The 18,877-nt window shown below is 32.9% G+C and carries 17 protein-coding genes; 4 read left to right on the forward strand and 13 right to left on the reverse strand.

The features are described 5' to 3' along the window. Positions 1 to 58 precede the first annotated feature (58 nt). Complete coding sequence (locus tag ASC72_RS19435) at positions 59 to 613, forward strand: DUF4494 domain-containing protein (RefSeq protein ID WP_056194766.1); 555 nt, start codon at positions 59 to 61, stop codon at positions 611 to 613. A 377-nt stretch (positions 614 to 990) separates the two neighbouring features. Here the strand turns inward: ASC72_RS19435 and ASC72_RS19440 are convergent, their stop codons facing one another. Both ASC72_RS19440 and ASC72_RS19445 read right to left on the reverse strand, forming a co-directional pair. Then, on the reverse strand, positions 991 to 2,217 hold the full coding sequence (locus tag ASC72_RS19440; protein WP_056194768.1) for a TMEM143 family protein: 1,227 nt from the start codon (positions 2,215 to 2,217) through the stop codon (positions 991 to 993). 737 nt (positions 2,218 to 2,954) lie between these two features. Continuing rightward, a complete protein-coding gene (locus tag ASC72_RS19445) occupies positions 2,955 to 3,473 on the reverse strand; it encodes a hypothetical protein (RefSeq protein ID WP_056194770.1) in 519 nt (172 codons plus the stop codon). A 350-nt stretch (positions 3,474 to 3,823) separates the two neighbouring features. Between ASC72_RS19445 and ASC72_RS19450 the strand changes: the two genes are divergently transcribed. Beyond that, positions 3,824 to 4,432: a YkgJ family cysteine cluster protein gene (locus ASC72_RS19450; protein ID WP_056194773.1), complete on the forward strand. Its 609-nt coding sequence runs from the start codon at positions 3,824 to 3,826 to the stop codon at positions 4,430 to 4,432. A gap of 80 nt (positions 4,433 to 4,512) precedes the next feature. Here ASC72_RS19450 and ASC72_RS19455 read toward each other — a convergent pair whose 3' ends face one another. The 7 genes from ASC72_RS19455 to ASC72_RS19485 form a co-directional block, all read right to left on the reverse strand. Further along, complete coding sequence (locus ASC72_RS19455; RefSeq protein ID WP_198528528.1) at positions 4,513 to 5,226, reverse strand: tetratricopeptide repeat protein; 714 nt, start codon at positions 5,224 to 5,226, stop codon at positions 4,513 to 4,515. A gap of 751 nt (positions 5,227 to 5,977) precedes the next feature. Continuing rightward, positions 5,978 to 6,451 carry a hypothetical protein gene (locus tag ASC72_RS19460; protein ID WP_056194778.1) on the reverse strand — a complete coding sequence of 158 codons (474 nt, stop codon included), beginning with the start codon at positions 6,449 to 6,451 and terminating at the stop codon, positions 5,978 to 5,980. A 171-nt stretch (positions 6,452 to 6,622) separates the two neighbouring features. Then, positions 6,623 to 6,988, reverse strand: coding sequence for a hypothetical protein (locus tag ASC72_RS19465; protein WP_056194781.1), 366 nt, complete (start codon positions 6,986 to 6,988; stop codon positions 6,623 to 6,625). Between the two features lie 10 nt (positions 6,989 to 6,998). After that, positions 6,999 to 8,774, reverse strand: a complete 1,776-nt coding sequence (locus ASC72_RS19470; protein WP_056194783.1) for a DUF6119 family protein — start codon at positions 8,772 to 8,774, stop codon at positions 6,999 to 7,001. Positions 8,775 to 9,089: 315 nt separating this feature from the next. Next, positions 9,090 to 10,826, reverse strand: coding sequence for a hypothetical protein (locus ASC72_RS19475; RefSeq protein ID WP_056194785.1), 1,737 nt, complete (start codon positions 10,824 to 10,826; stop codon positions 9,090 to 9,092). 151 nt (positions 10,827 to 10,977) lie between these two features. After that, positions 10,978 to 11,673, reverse strand: coding sequence for a LytTR family DNA-binding domain-containing protein (locus tag ASC72_RS19480; protein ID WP_056194787.1), 696 nt, complete (start codon positions 11,671 to 11,673; stop codon positions 10,978 to 10,980). Further along, entirely contained in the window at positions 11,643 to 12,644 is a 1,002-nt protein-coding gene (locus tag ASC72_RS19485; RefSeq protein WP_056194790.1) for a sensor histidine kinase, read from the reverse strand. Before ASC72_RS19485 ends, ASC72_RS19480 begins: the two co-directional genes overlap by 31 nt. A 261-nt stretch (positions 12,645 to 12,905) precedes the next feature. On the opposite strand from ASC72_RS19485, the gene ASC72_RS19490 reads away from it, so the two are divergent. Further along, complete coding sequence (locus ASC72_RS19490) at positions 12,906 to 13,118, forward strand: hypothetical protein (RefSeq protein WP_056194793.1); 213 nt, start codon at positions 12,906 to 12,908, stop codon at positions 13,116 to 13,118. Positions 13,119 to 13,374: 256 nt separating this feature from the next. Continuing rightward, positions 13,375 to 14,904: a SulP family inorganic anion transporter gene (locus tag ASC72_RS19495; RefSeq protein ID WP_056194796.1), complete on the forward strand. Its 1,530-nt coding sequence runs from the start codon at positions 13,375 to 13,377 to the stop codon at positions 14,902 to 14,904. Between the two features lie 90 nt (positions 14,905 to 14,994). On the opposite strand, the gene ASC72_RS19500 is transcribed toward ASC72_RS19495, so the two are convergent. From ASC72_RS19500 to secG, 4 genes are all read right to left on the reverse strand, one after another. Further along, positions 14,995 to 16,197, reverse strand: a complete 1,203-nt coding sequence (locus ASC72_RS19500) for an ectonucleotide pyrophosphatase/phosphodiesterase (RefSeq protein WP_056194798.1) — start codon at positions 16,195 to 16,197, stop codon at positions 14,995 to 14,997. 208 nt (positions 16,198 to 16,405) lie between these two features. Then, positions 16,406 to 18,034 carry a chaperonin GroEL gene (gene groL / locus ASC72_RS19505; RefSeq protein ID WP_056194801.1) on the reverse strand — a complete coding sequence of 543 codons (1,629 nt, stop codon included), beginning with the start codon at positions 18,032 to 18,034 and terminating at the stop codon, positions 16,406 to 16,408. A gap of 82 nt (positions 18,035 to 18,116) precedes the next feature. Continuing rightward, on the reverse strand, positions 18,117 to 18,392 hold the full coding sequence (gene groES / locus ASC72_RS19510; protein ID WP_007806577.1) for a co-chaperone GroES: 276 nt from the start codon (positions 18,390 to 18,392) through the stop codon (positions 18,117 to 18,119). 141 nt (positions 18,393 to 18,533) lie between these two features. Beyond that, the gene (gene secG, locus ASC72_RS19515) at positions 18,534 to 18,875 is read right to left on the reverse strand and encodes a preprotein translocase subunit SecG (protein ID WP_056194803.1); all 342 of its coding nucleotides are present in this window, start codon (positions 18,873 to 18,875) and stop codon (positions 18,534 to 18,536) included. Positions 18,876 to 18,877 lie beyond the last annotated feature (2 nt).

Consider the following 18,877-nt stretch of genomic DNA (forward strand, 5'->3'; position numbering starts at 1 on the left):
AATTAATCGATTTTATTTCCGTTAAAATCTATCTTTGGCATCCTTAAAATTTATAGAAATGAGCGCAGTTTGGTACGAATGCAAAGTAAAATATAGAAAAACAGATGATATTGGAACACAAAAGGTTACCACAGAACCTTATTTGGTAGACGCCATATCATATACAGAAGCAGAGAGCAGAATCAACGAAGAAATGGCGGCGTATGTAAGTGAAGAATTTAAAATCACAAACATCAAAGTGGCCAATTACGCTGAGATTCACCCGTTCGAAAATGCCGATCGCTGGTTTAAATCAAAAGTATCGTTAATCGCTTTTGACGAAGAAAGTGGCAAAGAACGCAAAACAAACATGTATTTGTTAGTTCAGGCAAATGACGTAAAAGAAGCGTATGATAATACGATTTCGGTAATGAAAAACACGATGGGAGATTACACAATCCCGGCTATTTCAGAATCGCCAATTATGGATGTTTTCCCATATTTTAGTGGAGAAGAAGGAGATCTGGAACAAATCGAAAGATTCAACGCGCTTAAAGGCTCAAAACCAGAATTAGTAGCCGTAGGAGATATGGGCGAAAATGTAGAAGATTTGGTTGAAACTGATAGCGAGTAATCTATCAAAATTATAATTGTAAAGAGGGCTTTTAGGTCCTCTTTTTTTTGTTTTATAAGGAGCAATTCCTGCTATCCGCTTGTATCTTTTCCTTGCTAAAGGAGCAAGAAAAAGGATACCGCTCCTATCAGGGCTAGGGCACCTGTTTTTATAAGAAGTTTTGGCAAAGTTTATCATTTGAAATGAAAGCGCATTTATAAGTCATAGATACGAGTTTTTTCTAAGCCGTTCCGTAGGAACAAAATATATTGTAGGGATGGATTTCAATCCATTCTTCGCAATCAAAATCGTCAATTAAATCGCCAACCCATTTCAATTTGTCATGCGCAACCAAATTCACATTTTCACATTTCACAACTTATAACTCATAACTCAAATTATGAATTATACTCAAAAACCCCATCCCATAAAGCATCAATAATAACAAGTGCTTTGTCTAACGGAACCACTTCCCATTTTCCATTGGTTTCTATACCAAGACCAGTTCGTTGTAGTTTATCCAAAGCATCTTTTACATCAAAATCAAGATTGGTTTTTAATGTTGTTTCAAACCAGGATTCAATTTGAGAATCGAGTTCTTCTGCGGTTAAAGGAGTTTCATTTTTGTATAAAAAAGTATAAGCCAGAATAGTTTCCTTAAGCACCTCTTCTTCAGACGAGTTCAGAAGTGAATAAAAAGCGCCGCTGTTATTTCCGAGGTTCTTGAAATACAAACTATCCGAAAGTATTTTAGAATATTTAATTTTCTTGTTTACAAAATTATTGTATTGTCGAAACAGATAAAGCGACAGAATTCCCAAGGCGATTAATCCTTGATTTAAAGACGTTTTGCTGTTCAGTAAATCAATCGCTTCGCCGGTTTGATAAGCGTCATACATATTGATCAGTGCCGGAATTACTTTCGCACTTAACAATGAAATTCCACCAAAGATTCCCGGAACCCAAAGCAGCAATTTGTCAGTAGTTGACATTCTCGGAATCGCATTGGGGAAAATAGTTTCAAGATCATTTTTAGGAACACGCTTAAAGATTTTCAAAACTACCGAACCCGGTTCAATGGGCATTTTACCCAATTTAACTTTCTTTTCTTTCAGGAAATTCGTGTCATTGTAATGCAGGTAAATCAGTACGCGATCGTAGTATTCGATTTCGACCTCCTTCTTCCAAAAAAAATATTTCTTAACCTTTTCTTTTGCTGTATGCTGACCACGAACATACATTTCATAATCCTTAAAAGCATTAAAATCGATAGAGAGATTCAGGCCAATCAAATCTGATTCCTTAAAAGCAACATTCAAAGTTTCCTGCTCAATACGCGTATAATTTCCGAGTTCTAAAACGGTCAGCAATGTTTCTTTAAAAACCGAAAAATCACTTTTGCCAATAAAACTTTTACGCTCTTTGTTGCTCAAATCCGGATCAAACAAAGCATAGTTCTGCTTTAGATTTCGGTTAAGATTAAAAGCTTCATAATGAAAATAATGCTCGATAATATCAAACAATTTTTTAAAATCATCAACTTTTTTGGGATCTTGCGAGAAAGCGGCAAGTTGTTGTTCGAGTAAGAATTCCTTATTGAAGGGAATATAATGTTCTCGTGTCATGTTTGGAGGTTCTTGGGGTACTTGGGCAAAGATACAAAGGTTTTTTTTAAAAGGTTCAAAGGTTGAGAGTGACAGAGATTTTTTAAAAGCATCAATCACCACGAATCGATTTTCGGATATAATCGTACGAATATCCGTGTCGGTCTTTTATAATCTTTAGGACATCTTGATTATAACTCGGTTTTGTTTTTATATTTTGTCCATTGCAGTGTTTGTATTAACGACAGAAACCATTGACAGCCTTAAAAAAATAATTTTATATCTGGAAGCTCAAATAGAAGTAAATAATCAAAATAAAAAGTAAGATTTCAAATTTATATTCTTTTGAAGCCAAGATAAAAAGCGCGAATGTTTATGACATTCGCGCTTTTTTAAAGAAACTATTTGGAAGTTGATATGGTGTAAACTAAAAAGTGAGATCGTAAATCGTTGTCGATTGTGATCTCACTTTTTGCCCCAAAAAATAGTATTAAACAATCAAGGTTCCTACCTACAGAAAAACCATGATAAAAATATGTTCCACCATACTGATAGCAAGTTTAAGAATTAAATTGGAGTAGGCACCACGTATTTATACCTGTTTTTAATATCATGCAGTAAATTTAATATTGGGGTTACATTTTGTTAAACATAAAAAAGCTACAATTCCGTCCCCTACAGTTTGTCAGGTTTTGTTTTAGCTGAATTGACGTGTTTAATCTCTCCGGGCACGGGATTGCAAATTTGTGCTATCGGGTTTATTTCTTCATAAAAATTCGATATACTTTCAGCCAATAAAAAATAGCAAGTGAAAACAGAAACATAACTATGGAAGTTTTAAAGTATAAGATTTGATCTGAAAAAATCCAGTTATCCTGAATAGATTGTTCATATTGGTTGCAGATAAAGCCTTTTTTCTTTTCTTGGTTTACCCAGGCATAGTAGTTTAGGTGCGATTCGGTTAGTGTATCTGCAATGGGTTCTACACTAATATCATTTTCAATAACAGCACTTCCGTCCGGAGTATTTAAATCAAAAATCGTTTTATAATTATCGAATTCCTTAGATAAACCATAAGTTAGATCCCTTTTATTTTTCGAGCCTATTGTTTTGGTATAAGTGGAGTCAATAACAATAAATTCTTTTTTATAAGATTGAGGATTTTGAAACATTTCCTTATTCTTAAAATAAAAGGTCAAACTTCTTCCTCCTAAAGCAATTGATACTATAAAGGTAAAAATAGCGCCCATTAGTAAGGCAAGTTTGATTTTGTTCATTAATGATTTGTTTAAAAACGGTTTTACTTTTATAATGACTTTCTCAATTCTGAAAAAAGTGTCATTCCAGCATAATTAGATTTGGTGTCTGAATAATTTTAATTTATCGGAGATAAATATATGGAAAACTTTCGCGATTAATTTGTTAAAGGAAAAAGCTATCGGCACTATCAGAGAACACTTCGCAGAAGTGGATAAATTGGAGCAAAGCGACAAAATCTAAAATCTAAAATCTAAAATCTAAAATCTAAAATCTAAAATCTAAAATCTAAAATCTAAAATCTAAAATCTAAAATCTAAAATCTAAAATCCTAGAGCCGTTTCTATTAGCCTACCTTACCAAAAAACAAATGTCAATAGAAGAGAAGGTTAGGCAGGTTGAAGCATTGTTTGATCGTCTTGAAATTGAAATTACGGCTTTTCAGTCTGAAACACATTTGCATTGCAACGCCGGTTGTGGCAAATGCTGCTCCACTCCCAACATAGACGCTTCGCCTTTAGAATTTTTACCCTGGGCTTTTCATTTGTTTTTGAATGGTAAAGCCGAAGAAACCCTAAAAGAATTAAACAGTATTTCGACTAAAAATTGCTTTTTATACCGCTCTCTTTCGATTTTGGAATACCATAAAGGAAGCTGCAGTAATTACCGTTATCGGGGTTTAATTTGCCGGCTCTTTGGTTACGGTGCCACAACTGATAAATTTGGAAAGCTACGATTGGCCACCTGCAATATCATAAAAGAAGAACAGCAGGAGAACTTTACTAAAGCGGAAGTAGCGATTAACAAAGGCAAATACGTTCCTATTTTTTCTGATTATTATATGCAGTTAGCTCAAATCGATCTTAGAATGGGTGTTAGCCTGCTTCCTATAAACGAAGCTTTAAAAACAGCTATTGAAGAGGTTTTGCATTATTATGCTTACAGGCCGTTTCCGGGTGGGTTGGAGAATATTGCTTAGAATCAAGATACTTTTAATCAGATTTATTTATAAGAACTTAAAAAATGCGCGAAGTCGGAGACATTTGCAGAGGGAAAAGTTTATTGACAGTATTTCTTAATAGCCTCAACTGCGTTATCTTTATCTATATCGGAATACTCTGCATGAAAAAAATCTTCGCAAGCTTCTGCTTTTTGGTTTAATGCTATTTTACAAATCCCTCTATTGTAATAGATTTTGTAGCTACTGGGTTTGAGTTCTTTGTATTTATCATAATCTAAAATAGCACCGTTATAATCTTTAAATTTAAATTTTATATTACCGCTAAAGTAGTAAGGTTCTTCTTCATACGAATAGATTTCTTTAGCCTTATCGAAGTCAATAAGTGCGTTTTTGTAGTCTTTTAAGAGATCTTTTATTATTCCTCTTCCCATGTAGGCCTGATAATAACTTGGATCCAGGTCTATAGCCTGGGTAAAATCTTCCACAGCTCCTGTATAGTTTTTCTGTGTTTGTTTTACAGAACCTCTAAGAAAATACATATAACTTTTATTATATGAAATTTCCAATGCTTTAGTATAATCTTCAATAGCACCATTGTAATCTCCCATCGCATTCTTAGACATACCCCTGCAAAAAATATAGGTGTCTATATTAGATTCAAGTGCTATTGCTTTGTCGAAATCTTCAATAGCTCCTTTGTAATCTTTTTTGCAATCTTTTGCAGATCCACTATAAAAAAAATCCTGGGCAGTTTGGCTATAGCTTCCTAAATTTATTAAAAAGAATAGTAAACAGGTAATGCTTTTATTCATGTTTTTTGCTTTATGAGATTGGATGTTTTTTGGTTGAACAAATGTAAATATACTGTAATTCATTTTTACGGGAACATGTATTTTGAGGCTATATTTATTTAAGGACTGGCTCTTCAGTTACACGATAGCGCGATCGTTGCGTGGTCGATGTGTAGATCCGTGCGATCGGGATTAAAAAGAAATAGTTTTTGAAGAACAGAAATAGTAAGATGAATAATGGAGAGTTCTTGAAAAAGAGGGTTTTATGTTTGTAAGATTATAAAAGTTATAATCAAAAAAGTACTAAGCCATATTAGCTTTTTACATTTTCTCTGCCAAAGTATTTTTCTTCTTTCCGCTTCTGCCTGAACCAATTTCTCCAGAGTATTTAAATTAATATTATTTGTCGCCATTATCAGTTTTTTTCAAATATAGCATTAACCAAAAATAATGTTTTACGGTTTTTTTAATGATATAATATGGTATAATAACATCCTCACAGAATTTCGATGGGTAAAATAAAATAAACATGTTGTGTTAATGTATTTATCCCAGTGAATTATTCTCTCGACATTAGAATAAAATCTAATAAAGTTTCAACAATTATCTTAAGCCAGTTTTTCTTTTTATTTGTTGTTTGGGCGTTTTTCATACTTGTATAATCTTGTAGCGTTTATGGAAGCAAACTATTCAATTTCAGAAATACCATATTTAATACCATTGCTTTCAAATATAGATTTAAGCATATCATACTTTGTGTCACAATATTCGCCTATGCTGAATCTTTTGTCGCTAGATCTGAAATGCTTGCAACTAAACAAAGTTCTAAATATGCAATTATTTTATTATCAACGTCCAGAAATAAAACAGCATTTCTAGGCATATAACATTTTACATCTTCCAGTGTATATGGCATTTTTTTATAACTAAAATTGAAGATAATATCAGTTAGCTTGTTTATTTGTTCTGAAGTTAAAGTGGCTGTTTCATTGTAAAATTTAGGATTATAAGCATCTTTTCCTAAGGTGATGGAATCTATATATTTTATTAACCCTTGTCCAGAAAGTTCTTTCGGGTTGTCTTTAAAAGAAATAAGCTTGATTTGTGAGCTTTTGGAGAAGGGAAAATGATTTAACCTTTTTTGTTCTGATAGATTTTTTGTTCTAACACATTCAGCATTTTTTTCATATGATTGTGAAAAAGAATTTTGAGCTAGTAAAAGTATTAGGAATAGAAAGTTTCTCATTTTTAAATGATGTGGTTGTGAAACGAAAAATACGATTTAAAATTCATTATTTAACCGTCTAATGCTAGCGCGAGCGTTCCGCTCGTGAACGCGAAGTATTTCTTATTATCACAAAATATAATGTGATTTTGATTGTGTTCACGAGCGGAACGCTCGCGCTAGCTGGAGGTATTAATCACAATTACATTTATAATTTATTATGTACTTATGGAATCTGTCGCCATACGAATTTGAATCTCCATAACTCCCGTATTGGAAATTTCTCCAATTCATATTAGGGATTCCACAGAATATATAGGTACTTGTTTGATAACTGTATTCATTTTTTTTAATTTCTGCGATAACATAGGTTTTATATTCATATTCATATGCAGTAACTTTATATAGCCAACTAGAATCTAAAATATAACTACTTAATGTTCCTTTTGAATATCCTTTTTCTGTGATAAAATTTAATAAATCATCACAACTGACTTCTTGTGAATATGAAATATTAATATAGAAAGAAATCATTAAGAATAAAATTGTCTTTTTCATAGTTTGATTTTTATTTTTCTAACTGCAATATTTGAAATTCAACTTCCAAATTTCTCATACTTTTAGAAAGTTCGCTTAAGGAAAATTTTGCAATATTTGAATCGAATTTATCTATGTCAATTTCCATTTTTCGATTTACTGTTGCGTCGTCTAATACGGCCAATACAAAAACAAGGGTTCGATTTTTCATTAAATCAATAAAGCCAGATTTAGTAATTTTTGAAAGATTTTGCTTTGCTTCTTTTGAGTATAGTGTTTTTCCTTTGTTTTTTATGACAGTATCATAAAGAACTTCTAAAAAAATATATTTATTTTTAGAATCTTCATTAACTTTTCTTGCGGCAATTAATACTTGGCTACATAGATCTCTCATAGAATTATTGAAGCCTTTTTTAACATGATAAAAATAGATTTTATTTGTATCCCATCTCATTATATCACACGCTTCTATATTTTGAGGAGTGAATTTATCGAAGACTAAAGAATTATTTATGGTGAAATATGTTGAATTATATTCATTTTCTGAACCTTTTAGCCATTTGCTCATGGGAGGCCCTAAATATTTGTTGGTTGTTATAAAGTGTTTAGCCTGTTCATTTATTTTATCTATTAATGTGCTACCTATTTCATACCAATCTTTTTCAATTAGAAAATAACTTTTCATAGACAAAGATATTTCCGAGCAATAATGATTTTTTATTGAGTCTTTTGTAATTGTAGCTCCATTTTCGTCAAAAGTTTCTATATATCCACTATCAATACATTTTTCGAATTCAATATATGATAAAGAAGGATTAGCAATTCTTATTTGATCAAGTATAGTTTGAATGTTACGAATACCTTCGTCGAAAACGAATTTTTCTTTTAAAAGTTTTGTAGACAGTGTAACCGTAGTTGAATTTGCGTAGTAATATTTTTCAAAATCTTTATGACTTATTTCGACACTAAAAAAAATAGTTTCATCGAAATAATTAGCATAGATGTTTTGATTGAGATTTTCCCATAGATCGTGTAATAGGACACTATTTGATTTACTTATTTTTTCTACACTATTGATTTCTACAATGGGAGGGAGTTTTATTAAATTTTCGCAACGTTCTATAACACTAAGTAATTCTATAAATGAAATTGATTTTTTTAGTGAGAAAGAATTTTTAGCAATGCATAAACTATCTAATTTTAAATCACTTTTAGCAAACCCAAATATCTTTATTAATTGGTCTTTACTAATTGATGCATTTAATTCATTGTAAATATTTCCAAAACTTTCATTTTCATAAAGATTATAATCATTTCTAAAAAATTTAATTGCACCCTGAATTCCACCAGTCAAATTTCTTTCTTTAGATGATCTTAGAGTTTTATCATCAGCCTTTAAAATCCGTGAAAGGATTTCTAGACCAAAATCATTAGTTGCAATTTCTTGAATTAGAACATGAGCGTAACCACCAGTCGAAGCGAAATATTTTTTAGTTTTAGGGTTATAAAAAATTATCACATAGCTTTCCGAAGTTGATAAAGATGACTTAAGAATATCTTGGTTGGGTTCGACTATAGTTCGAATGAAATCTTTCCATTTTATTGGTGTAACAGATTTTTTATAATAAACCTTTATTTGGTATTGTTTACTTAAGCTTGGAAGGACAGTTTGCTCTTTAAAATCTTTCTCTTTAAATAATTTTCGAAGATATACAAAGTCTATTTTTTCTTCTACAATTTTCGATTTCTTAAATTCTTTCTTTGTTTCTTTTAGCAAGTAAAAGTTATTTTGAATTTTTTCTGACATGATTTTTTATTGAATTGATAATTTTAAAAAAGAATTATTAATGTAAAAGGAAATAGTAATCAAATTATTTTTATTCAAAGCAAATCTCATTATTTATAAATTCCATATTTTACGGAAATCCATAATCCCATAAAGTATTTATTTTCAGACAAGTATACCACTAAATAAATCCCAACCACCAAGTACTTATACGGGTTTTATAAAGTGTATTTAAATCGAGTTATTTTTTAATGTGATGTTTTAATAAAAAATGCGCAAAAGTCAAATAGGCTTTTGCGCAAGGTTTTTTTTAAGAGTTACAGCTACAATTAAATTTTATTCAGTTCCTATTTTAAATTTTGCTCGTTGTTTTTGTGTCAAATTATATGTGATACCACAGAAAAAGCCAACTTTAAATTGTTTTGCGGTTAATTGTGTCTCAGGTGTAAAATCACTACTGTTGTAAGCTACATCTTCTCTATAGTTAGCTTTTAACTCATCTACTTGCCTAAATGCCGGGCCAGCAGAAATAATAAACTTTTGTTTTTTTCCTATTAACACACTAACTCCTGGAAATAATGAATTTAACTCAAATGTTTCTACATTTACAGAAGCGCCTAATGTTAAGCCAAAAGCCCAAATGCCACAACTTCTAAAACTGGTGTGAAACATTCCAGCCAATGCAGGCGTAAATTGATTGTTTTCGGTTACTACTATTTTTTTCATGGCAGTATCTTCGCTTCCGTCCCCATTTGTAACTACATTTACATCTGTTAATCCATATTTATCGTTATTTCCAATAAAATTCATTACAATTCCAGTGCTGAAATCAAAGCGAACTCCTCCTCTTGTATATTCCATATAAGTAAATTCTCTATTATCATTATATTCTGAGGATTTATTTTTATCTCTATGTTTAATAGTGACATCAAAAGTTACATAGTCTTCTAACGGTTGTATAGGAGAAGAAACCATTTCGTATGCCTTTTCTTCCTTAAGAATTGAATGAATTGCTTCTACTTTTCGCAGTTTAGAAGATAAATTTAGAGCATCAATAGAAGTTTTTATTTTATCAACTTCCTCTTTGTATTGTTGGTATTTAAGACGAATATTTTCTTTGGTGTCAAGTAATTTAATGGCGTCGAATATCTTCCAATTACTCATGGCTCTATTATAAAAATCAATAAAATTAGTTACGGTTTTTTCAAAATCATAAATTTGAGAGCGATATTGAGGTAATTGATATAGGATGTATTTTGGATCTTTAACATAATTGTTATATATACTACATTCTAATAAAGGATTTAAAACTAATAAATAGAAATTTTGATAATTTTCATCGATAGATCTTACGTTGTAAGATGCATATAATATATCATTGTATAATTTATTGAATTGATTAAAAGTTTCATGTACTGCATTAACAGTATTATTTAATTTTATAATTTCATTTTTGTTTGTAAGATTTAAATTTTCTAAAGAATCTATATCCTTTTGGTATGCAATTACCTCTAATGATTTTGTATCTACTATTTTTTGATCACTTGTTGGATCAAAATCTTTATTAGTTCTTTTTGAATTTTCTAAAGTTGTTGTTAGATTTTTTATCAATTCTACTAGATTATCTCTTAAGCTTATTTTTTCGTTTATTAATTTTTGATTTTCATCAATTTCACCTTGAATATTTTTAATACCTTGATCAAGTGACTTATCAGTTTCATTTTGGTCTTTTAGCGATGTTGTCGATACAGTTGCTTCAGGGATTGTTTTTGTAGTTACAACTTCACTAATTTCTCCAGCGGTAAACGTTTTTTTTAAGGCATTTTCAATTCCATCTTTAAAATATTCGTCAGCAATCGCAACATCTTCTGATTTAATAACTACTTCATAGGCTAAACGATTAATATTTTTGATTTTGAGAACTATAGGCTCTCCAACACGCGGACATAGATTTGCTTTCGTGTATTTTTTGGTTTTGAAGTCGTAAATGATGGTTTTGGTGGTGATTGTATCTTTCTGTCCATAAGTTACGAAAACTTTGAAGAAAAGAAGTAGTAGTAAAATTTTTTTCATAATTAGGTTTTTTGGTTGATAAATTTGCTTAAACAATATTAACGTTTGTTTAAAGATTACAACTACGTATTTATACGGTTTTTTATTACAAAAAAAGCTCAACTAATTAAAGTTGAGCTTTTAAGAATTATCTAATTGACACATTATCTCATTACAAAAGAATCTGATACTTCCTCCCAACAGGAATAATTTCTCCGTTGGACATAGTTAGTGTTTTAAAAGTTTTGGCAGCAATTTCTTTTGTATTTACAATATAAGAGCGATGTACTTGCACAAAATCGTTGCTGTTAATTTCGTCGTTGATACTTGAGAGCGAGCCGTAAATAATAATAGGAGATTTTAATTTTTTGCTGTACAATTTCATGTAGTTGCCTAAACTTTCGATATAGAGAATATCAGCCAAAAGCGTGTCGATCATTTGGCCGTTTGCACGGTGCGATAGAGTTCTTTCGGTGGCGGTGTTTTCTTTTTTGATATTTTTTCCTGAGTAATAGGTTCTGGCTTTTTCGATCGCTTTAGAGAATTTTTCGAACGAAATAGGTTTCAATAAATAATCAATTGCATCGTTTTGATACGCTGAAAGGGCAAAATCAGAATAAGCCGTAGTAACAATCGTGAGCGGGCGATTGGGTTGTAATTCCATTAATTCGACACCCGAAATTACAGGCATATTAATGTCGAGAAAAATAATATCGTATTTGTTTTCGTTGAGCATTTTTACCGCTTCCATTCCGCTGAAAGCACTTCCTGAATGCTCCAGATCGTCACATTTTGCAATATGCGATGTAAGCGCCTTGTGTGCCGGCGATTCATCATCTATGATAAGACAGCGGTAGGTAAGTGCCATATGTTTAATTTTGCGATAAAGGTATTCTTTTCTTTCCTGCAGCTCAATTCATGTTTTAAACCATATACTTCAAGACGTCTTTTTAGGTTTTCGATTCCAATTCCGGTGCCCGAAAGTCTTGAACCCGACTCTAAATAATTGTTCTTTAGGGTAAACGATAAATGTCGGGATTTTACTTTTAAATCCATTAAAATAAAAGGTTCGGCAGTTTCGCCAGAAAATTTAACTGCATTCTCAACCAAAGGCAAAAAGAACAAGGGCGGAATATCAATGCTGTCAAAATTGCCTTCAAAATTTTGGGTTATGGTTAGTCTTTCATTTCTAAAAGTATAATATTCCATATACTTTTTTATAAACGCAATTTCTTCATCCAGTAAAACATAATCTTTTTTGGTAGCTTCGATTTGGTAACGAAGCATATCTGAAAGATTCAAAATTCTGTCCGGAACTTTATCCGGTTCAGTCAGAGATTCTCCATATAAATTATTCATCGCATTCAGCAAAAAATGTGGGTTAAGCTGTTGTTTTAAAAACAAAAGTTCTGACTTGAAATTCATAATGTCTTTATCTGTATCCATGATTTTTTTAGTAATCACAACATGAATAAAATAAAAAAACATTCCATTGATGATCAGCGATAATACTTGCAGTGTTTTGAAGTTTCCTAAACCCACAAGAGGGAAAAACCAATTCATAAAAAAGTAAAAACCTGTCCAGTAAGTAGCAAAAAGAACAAAGAATATTTTAACCTTTTTTTTGAATAAGAACCGTTTTATGATTAAAAGATTGAAAATAGTAATCCATACAATACAAGGAAAATAGCCAACAGTAATTTTACTGATCATGTACGGCCAGCTGTGGCCGTCTAATCGTATTTCGTCGTACACGCAGGCGAAAATCACCAAAAATATGAAAGTGTGTACGATAAGGTTCCTGAGGAAAAAATTCTGGTAAACTTTAAGCATTTTCATGACGCAAAATTAGGGTTAATATTATAGTTTCTACCTCTTTAGATATAAAAATTATACGAACGCCATTGGTATAAATCTTACGCCGTTTGTATAATTATACTATTATAAAAGAGGCTTGTCAATTACATTTGTTTCAGGTTTCGATCATTAATCATAATATGTTATGACTATATCGTAAATACAGAGATATTTTAGGTTAGGAATATCACAATACTTTATAATCGAAATTCATGATTTTATTATAATTTAAAATAAATAATTATGACAGTTGAGGTTTTTAAAACAAATGTCCAGAAAGAGGCAGATAAAAATCATGTTATCGCCGTTATTCAAAGGCAGTTTCCAACGTATAAAATCAATTTTGACTTAGAAGACTGCGATAAAATATTAAGGGTCGAAGGTGCACAACTTGAGCCTAAAAACATCATAGATTATGTAAATACTCTGGGATATATTTGTGTGGCATTAGAATAAAAAAAATAGTTTTAAGTAGAAAAAAGGGTAAAAACACCCGTTTTTTTCTATTTGATTATCAATAATTTTGGCGAAATAATTTCTTCGTAAAACCTTTATATTAACTCATCATGATAAGTTTCATTCTTTCGCTATTAGTATTTTTATTGAATCAGCTTATTAAAAGGCTTCATTATTAAATAGACTATTTTTTATCTTTTTTCCATAAGAAAGGTTTCTTGGCTTTATGCGCATTATTTTTTTAAATTTGCGACTTATGAAAAAAGCTTTCCAACTCTTCGACTTTACCCAAAAAGTCAATTACAAAAACGAAATTTTAGCCGGTTTAACAGTTGCCATGACTATGATTCCTGAATCGCTGTCGTTTGCTATTTTGGCTGGTTTTCCGCCTTTGGTGGGTTTGTATGCCGCTTTTATTGCGGGTTTGGTAACGGCTATTTTTGGAGGAAGACCCGGAATGATTTCTGGCGGGGCAGGAGCAACCGTGATTGTTTTAATCGCCTTGATGAAATCGCACGGCATAGAATATGTTTTTGCTGCTGTCGCATTGGGTGGTGTAGTACAAATTTGTATTGGGCTTTTTAAACTCGGAAAATTTATTCGGCTAGTGCCACAGCCTGTTATGTTTGGTTTTGTAAACGGTTTGGCGGTGGTGATTTTCATGTCGCAATTAGAACAGTTTAAGACCATGGTAAACGGACAAGTGTCGTGGTTGCAGGAAACGCCCTTGTATATAATGTTAGGTTTGGTGGCGTTGACCATTGGTATTGTTTTGCTTTTTCCTAAAATAACCAAAACAGTTCCGGCTTCTTTGGTAGCGATTATGGTGGTTTTTGCAATTGTACTTATCTTTAATATTGATACCAAAACAGTTCAGGATATCGCTTCTGTTCAGGGCGGTTTTCCACCCTTTCATATTCCGAATATTCCTTTGTCTTTTGAGACTTTCAAAGTCATTTTCCCTTACGCTGTTATCGTTGCTGCAGTGGGTTTGACCGAAGGTTTGTTAACCCTAAATCTTGTAGATGAAATTACCGGAACACGCGGAAACAGCAATCGCGAATGCATTGCACAGGGAAGTTCGAATATCTTAAACGGTTTCTTCTTCGGAATGGGAGGCTGCCCAATGATCGCACAGACTTTGGTGAATCTTGGTGCCGGTTCAAGAGCCAGACTTTCAGGAATTATTGCTGCCTTGACTATTTTAGTAATCATTCTTTTTGGAGCGCCTGTAATCGGGAAATTACCTATGGCAGCTTTAGTAGGGGTGATGATGATGGTAGCTATTACAACTTTTGAATGGGCGAGTTTTAAGGTCATTAATAAAATGCCAAAACACGATATTTTCGTTGGAATTTTAGTGGCTCTAGTTACTATTTTACTTCACAACTTGGCTTTGGCCGTATTGATTGGTGTAATAATTTCAGCTTTGGTTTTTGCCTGGGAAAGCGCCAAAAGAATCCGCGGCAGAAATTTTATCGACGAAAACGGAATCAAACATTATGAAATTTACGGTCCGTTATTTTTTGGTTCGATTGCAGTTTTTATGGAAAAATTCGACATACAAAACGACCCCAATCATGTGATTATAGACTTCAAAGAAAGTCGCGTCGCCGATATGTCAGCCATCGAAGCCTTGAATAATTTGACGAAGAAATACAATCAGCTTAATAAAGTTGTCGAGCTCAAACACCTAAGCGAAGATTGCAGAACATTACTTAAAAATGCTGAAGCGGTTATAAATGTCAATGTAATTGAAGATCCAACGTATAAGGTTGTTTTATAATGTGGCAATGTGCCAATTAGATAATTAGATAATGATATTCGCAATCTATAGAATTTTCTAATTAAAAATTTTTTCTAATTGACACATTATCTAATTTCTAAGCATGCCGCTGACTTCGTTGAAATTACCGTCGACTTCTTCGATTTTTAACCCCAGAATACGTGCTATTAAAGGATAAACCGAAACGTTTTGAAACGATCCGACTTCTTTATCTACTTTAAATGCCGGGCCTTTTGCGTAGAATATAGCCTGCATGTCCTTTCTTCGATTGTCGTAACCGTGTGTTCCGCCTTTTACATTTTGTGTTTTGCTGTTTACCAGACTGTATCCTTTTTTGGCCTCAATAACAAAATCATGCACACGCGGATTTGTTCCGTAATGCAATCTCTTTGGAACTTCGGCTGATCTCCAGAATTTAATATGGGGCACTTTTTTTAAGGCCTTTGCGATAGAATCCTGAAATCCGGGTTTTGCCTGAAGGCTCATAATCGGGTTAATTACAGCCTTGTAACCTAACCATTCCGGTTTTATGTAATCTAAAACAGCTACTTTTTTGTCATTGCTGATGTCGGCCATTCCGTGATCTGAGACAATGATTAAATTGATTTGTTTTCCAATGGTTAATTGATCTAGTTTTGAAGTTAATTGCCCCATAACCGAATCCATTTTGATGACCATTTTTTCATTCTCAGGTGAAAGCGGACCAAAGTTATGTCCCGTATGATCTGGTTCATCAAAATATAAGGTAATCAAATGCGGACGTTGTTTCTCCGGAAGTTTCAACCATTTTATAACGGTATCAATTCGGGTTTCGTAGGGAACTTTATCATCATAATTTTTGTAAATACCCGGTCTTTTTTTATCTGTATCTGATCCCGGCCAAAAGAAAGAAGCGGTTTTTACGCCCTGTTGTTCGGCTACATTCCAAATCGGATTTCCGCCATAAAATCTCGAATCATTTTTAGCATTTGTTGACAATGAAAAAGATTCATTTAAAGCACTATCATAAAAAACATTATTGATAATCCCATGATGATCGGGATAAAGTCCGGTCACGATCGCATAATGATTCGGGAAAGTTTTGCTAGGGTAGGAAGGTCGCATTGATTTGGCATGCACGCCTTCTTTGGCAATTCTGTTGAGGTTTTGAAGCTTGAAATGTTTCGCATAATCCCAACGAAACCCATCCATAGAAACCAAAACGACATAAGTGTCTTTATTGGATTGGGAATAGGAAAAAGTGGTAAGAAGTAAGAAGGTAAAAGATAAGATTTGAGTGATGAATTTTCTCATTGTACAATTTTAATAGAACCGCAAAGATACCGATAACCTATTTTTAAAAGAAAAAGAGAATGTTAAGTTTGCCACGAATTTCACAAATTTCCACGAATACTTTGCTTAATCTATGAAAAAAATTAGTGGAAATAGTGTAATTTGGGGCAAAAAAAAACGCCGGATAGAAACTCTATCCGGCGTTTTAAATTATAAGAAGTTAGAACGATTACATCATTCCTGGCATACCGCCACCCATTGGCATTCCGCCAGCGCTTTCTTCTTTAATATCAATTAATGCACACTCTGTAGTTAAGATCATTCCGGCAACAGAAGCAGCATTTTCTAATGCTACACGAGTTACTTTTTTAGGATCGATAATTCCTGCTTTAAGCATGTCTACATATTCGTCAGTTTTAGCGTTGTATCCGAAATCACCAGAACCTTCACCCACTTTTGCTACTACTACAGAACCTTCAAGACCTGCATTTTCAACAATAGTTCTTAATGGAGATTCAACAGCGCGAGAAACAATCTGGATTCCTGTTGCTTCGTCAGCGTTGTCAGCTTTGATTCCTGCTAATGCAGCTTTTGCTCTTAGTAAAGCAACACCACCACCAGCAACAATTCCTTCTTCAACAGCAGCACGAGTAGCGTGTAACGCATCATCAACCCTGTCTTTTTTCTCTTTCATTTCCACTTCAGAAGCAGCACCAACATAAAGAACAGCAACACCACCAGCTAATTTAGCCAAACGTTCCTGCAATTTTTCTTTATCATAATCAGATGTTGTAGTTTCCATCTGAGCTTTAATTTGGTTTACTCTGTTTTTGATGATATCAGCTTCACCAGCACCACTTACAATTGTAGTGTTGTCTTTGTCGATAGAAACTTTTTTTGCAGTTCCTAACATTTCGATAGTAGTGTTTTCTAATGTATATCCTCTTTCTTCAGAGATTACAGTTCCACCAGTTAAGATTGCGATATCTTCTAACATTGCTTTTCTTCTGTCTCCAAAACCAGGAGCTTTTACAGCAGCAATTTTAAGAGCACCTCTTAATTTGTTTACTACCAAAGTAGATAAAGCTTCACCATCAACATCTTCAGCAATAATCAATAATGGTTTTCCTGATTGTGCAACTGGCTCTAAAACTGGTAATAATTCTTTTAAAGAAGAAACTTTTTTGTCGTATAATAAGATGTATGGAGAGTCTAGTTCCACTTCCATTTTCTCCGGGTTTGTTACGAAGTAAGGAGAAAGATATCCTCTGTCAAACTGCATACCTTCCACAACATCCACAAAAGTGTCAGTTCCTTTAGCTTCTTCAACAGTGATAACACCTTCTTTTCCTACTTTAGCAAAAGCAGTAGCAATTAGCTCTCCAATCACTTCGTCGTTATTTGCAGAGATAGAAGCAATTTGTTTGATCTTGTCAGAATCGCTTCCAACCACTTTAGCTTGTTTTGCAAGGTCAGCAACGATAGCTTCAACAGCTTTATCGATACCACGTTTCAAATCCATTGGATTTGCACCTGCAGCAACGTTTTTCAAACCTTCTTTAACGATTGCCTGAGCTAAAACTGTAGCAGTTGTAGTCCCGTCACCCGCTAAATCATTAGTTTTAGAAGCAACTTCTTTAACCATTTGCGCGCCCATGTTTTCTAATGGGTCTTTTAATTCGATTTCTTTTGCAACAGAAACACCATCTTTAGTAACGGTTGGTCCACCAAATGATTTTCCGATAATTACATTACGACCTTTTGGTCCAAGAGTTACTTTTACAGCATTTGCTAATGCATCAACACCACGTTTTAATCCGTCACGTGCTTCAATATCAAATTTTATATCTTTTGCCATTTTTTTATTTAGTTTAAAGTTTTATTTGTTTCAAGTTACCGCAGTCTTACTTCTTAATACTCGGAACTTAATACTATCATTTTTAGATTATCGCTAAGATATCGTCCTCGCGCATAATCAAATAATCAGTTCCTTCAAGTTTTAATTCTGTTCCTGCATATTTACCATAAAGAACAGTATCGCCAACCTTAACGGTCATAGTGTGATCTTTAGATCCATTTCCTACTGCAACTACAGTTCCTTTTTGTGGTTTTTCTTTGGCAGTATCTGGAATAAAAATCCCTGACGCAGTTTTAGTCTCAGCTGCTACAGGCTCAATAAGTACGCGGTCTGAAAGCGGTTTAATGTTTAAAGTCATGATTTTATATTATTATTAGTTATACGTTTTTTAATGTTCAAAGAACTTTCAGAAATTGTGCCATGCTCTAAAAACTGACATTTTTTCCTAAAAAAAATGCCAGCTTTGACAGGCTGGCATTTTATATTTATTTTAAAAATATTATTTCGCTGCTGGTGTTGCCGGAGCAGGAGTTTGTTGAACTGGTGCTGCTGGTGTTGTAGTTGCAGGAGCTTCAGTTTTTTCAATAAGTTTAGAATCAGTATCACTTAACGATCCTGTGAAACTTAAGCTTGAAAGCAAAATTAAAGCAATCAAAATAGTAGCTAATGTCCAGGTACTTTTATCTAAAAAGTCAGTTGTTTTTTGTACTCCACCTAACATTTGAGTTCCGCTGATAGTAGACGATAATCCGCCTCCTTTAGGGTTTTGAACCATGATTACTACGATCAATAGAAAACAAACTATTGTGATTAAAACTAAAAAAATTGAAAATGTGCTCATTG

It is taken from the genome of Flavobacterium sp. Root420 (assembly GCF_001427905.1).
In the GTDB taxonomy this organism is placed as follows: Bacteria; Bacteroidota; Bacteroidia; order Flavobacteriales; family Flavobacteriaceae; genus Flavobacterium.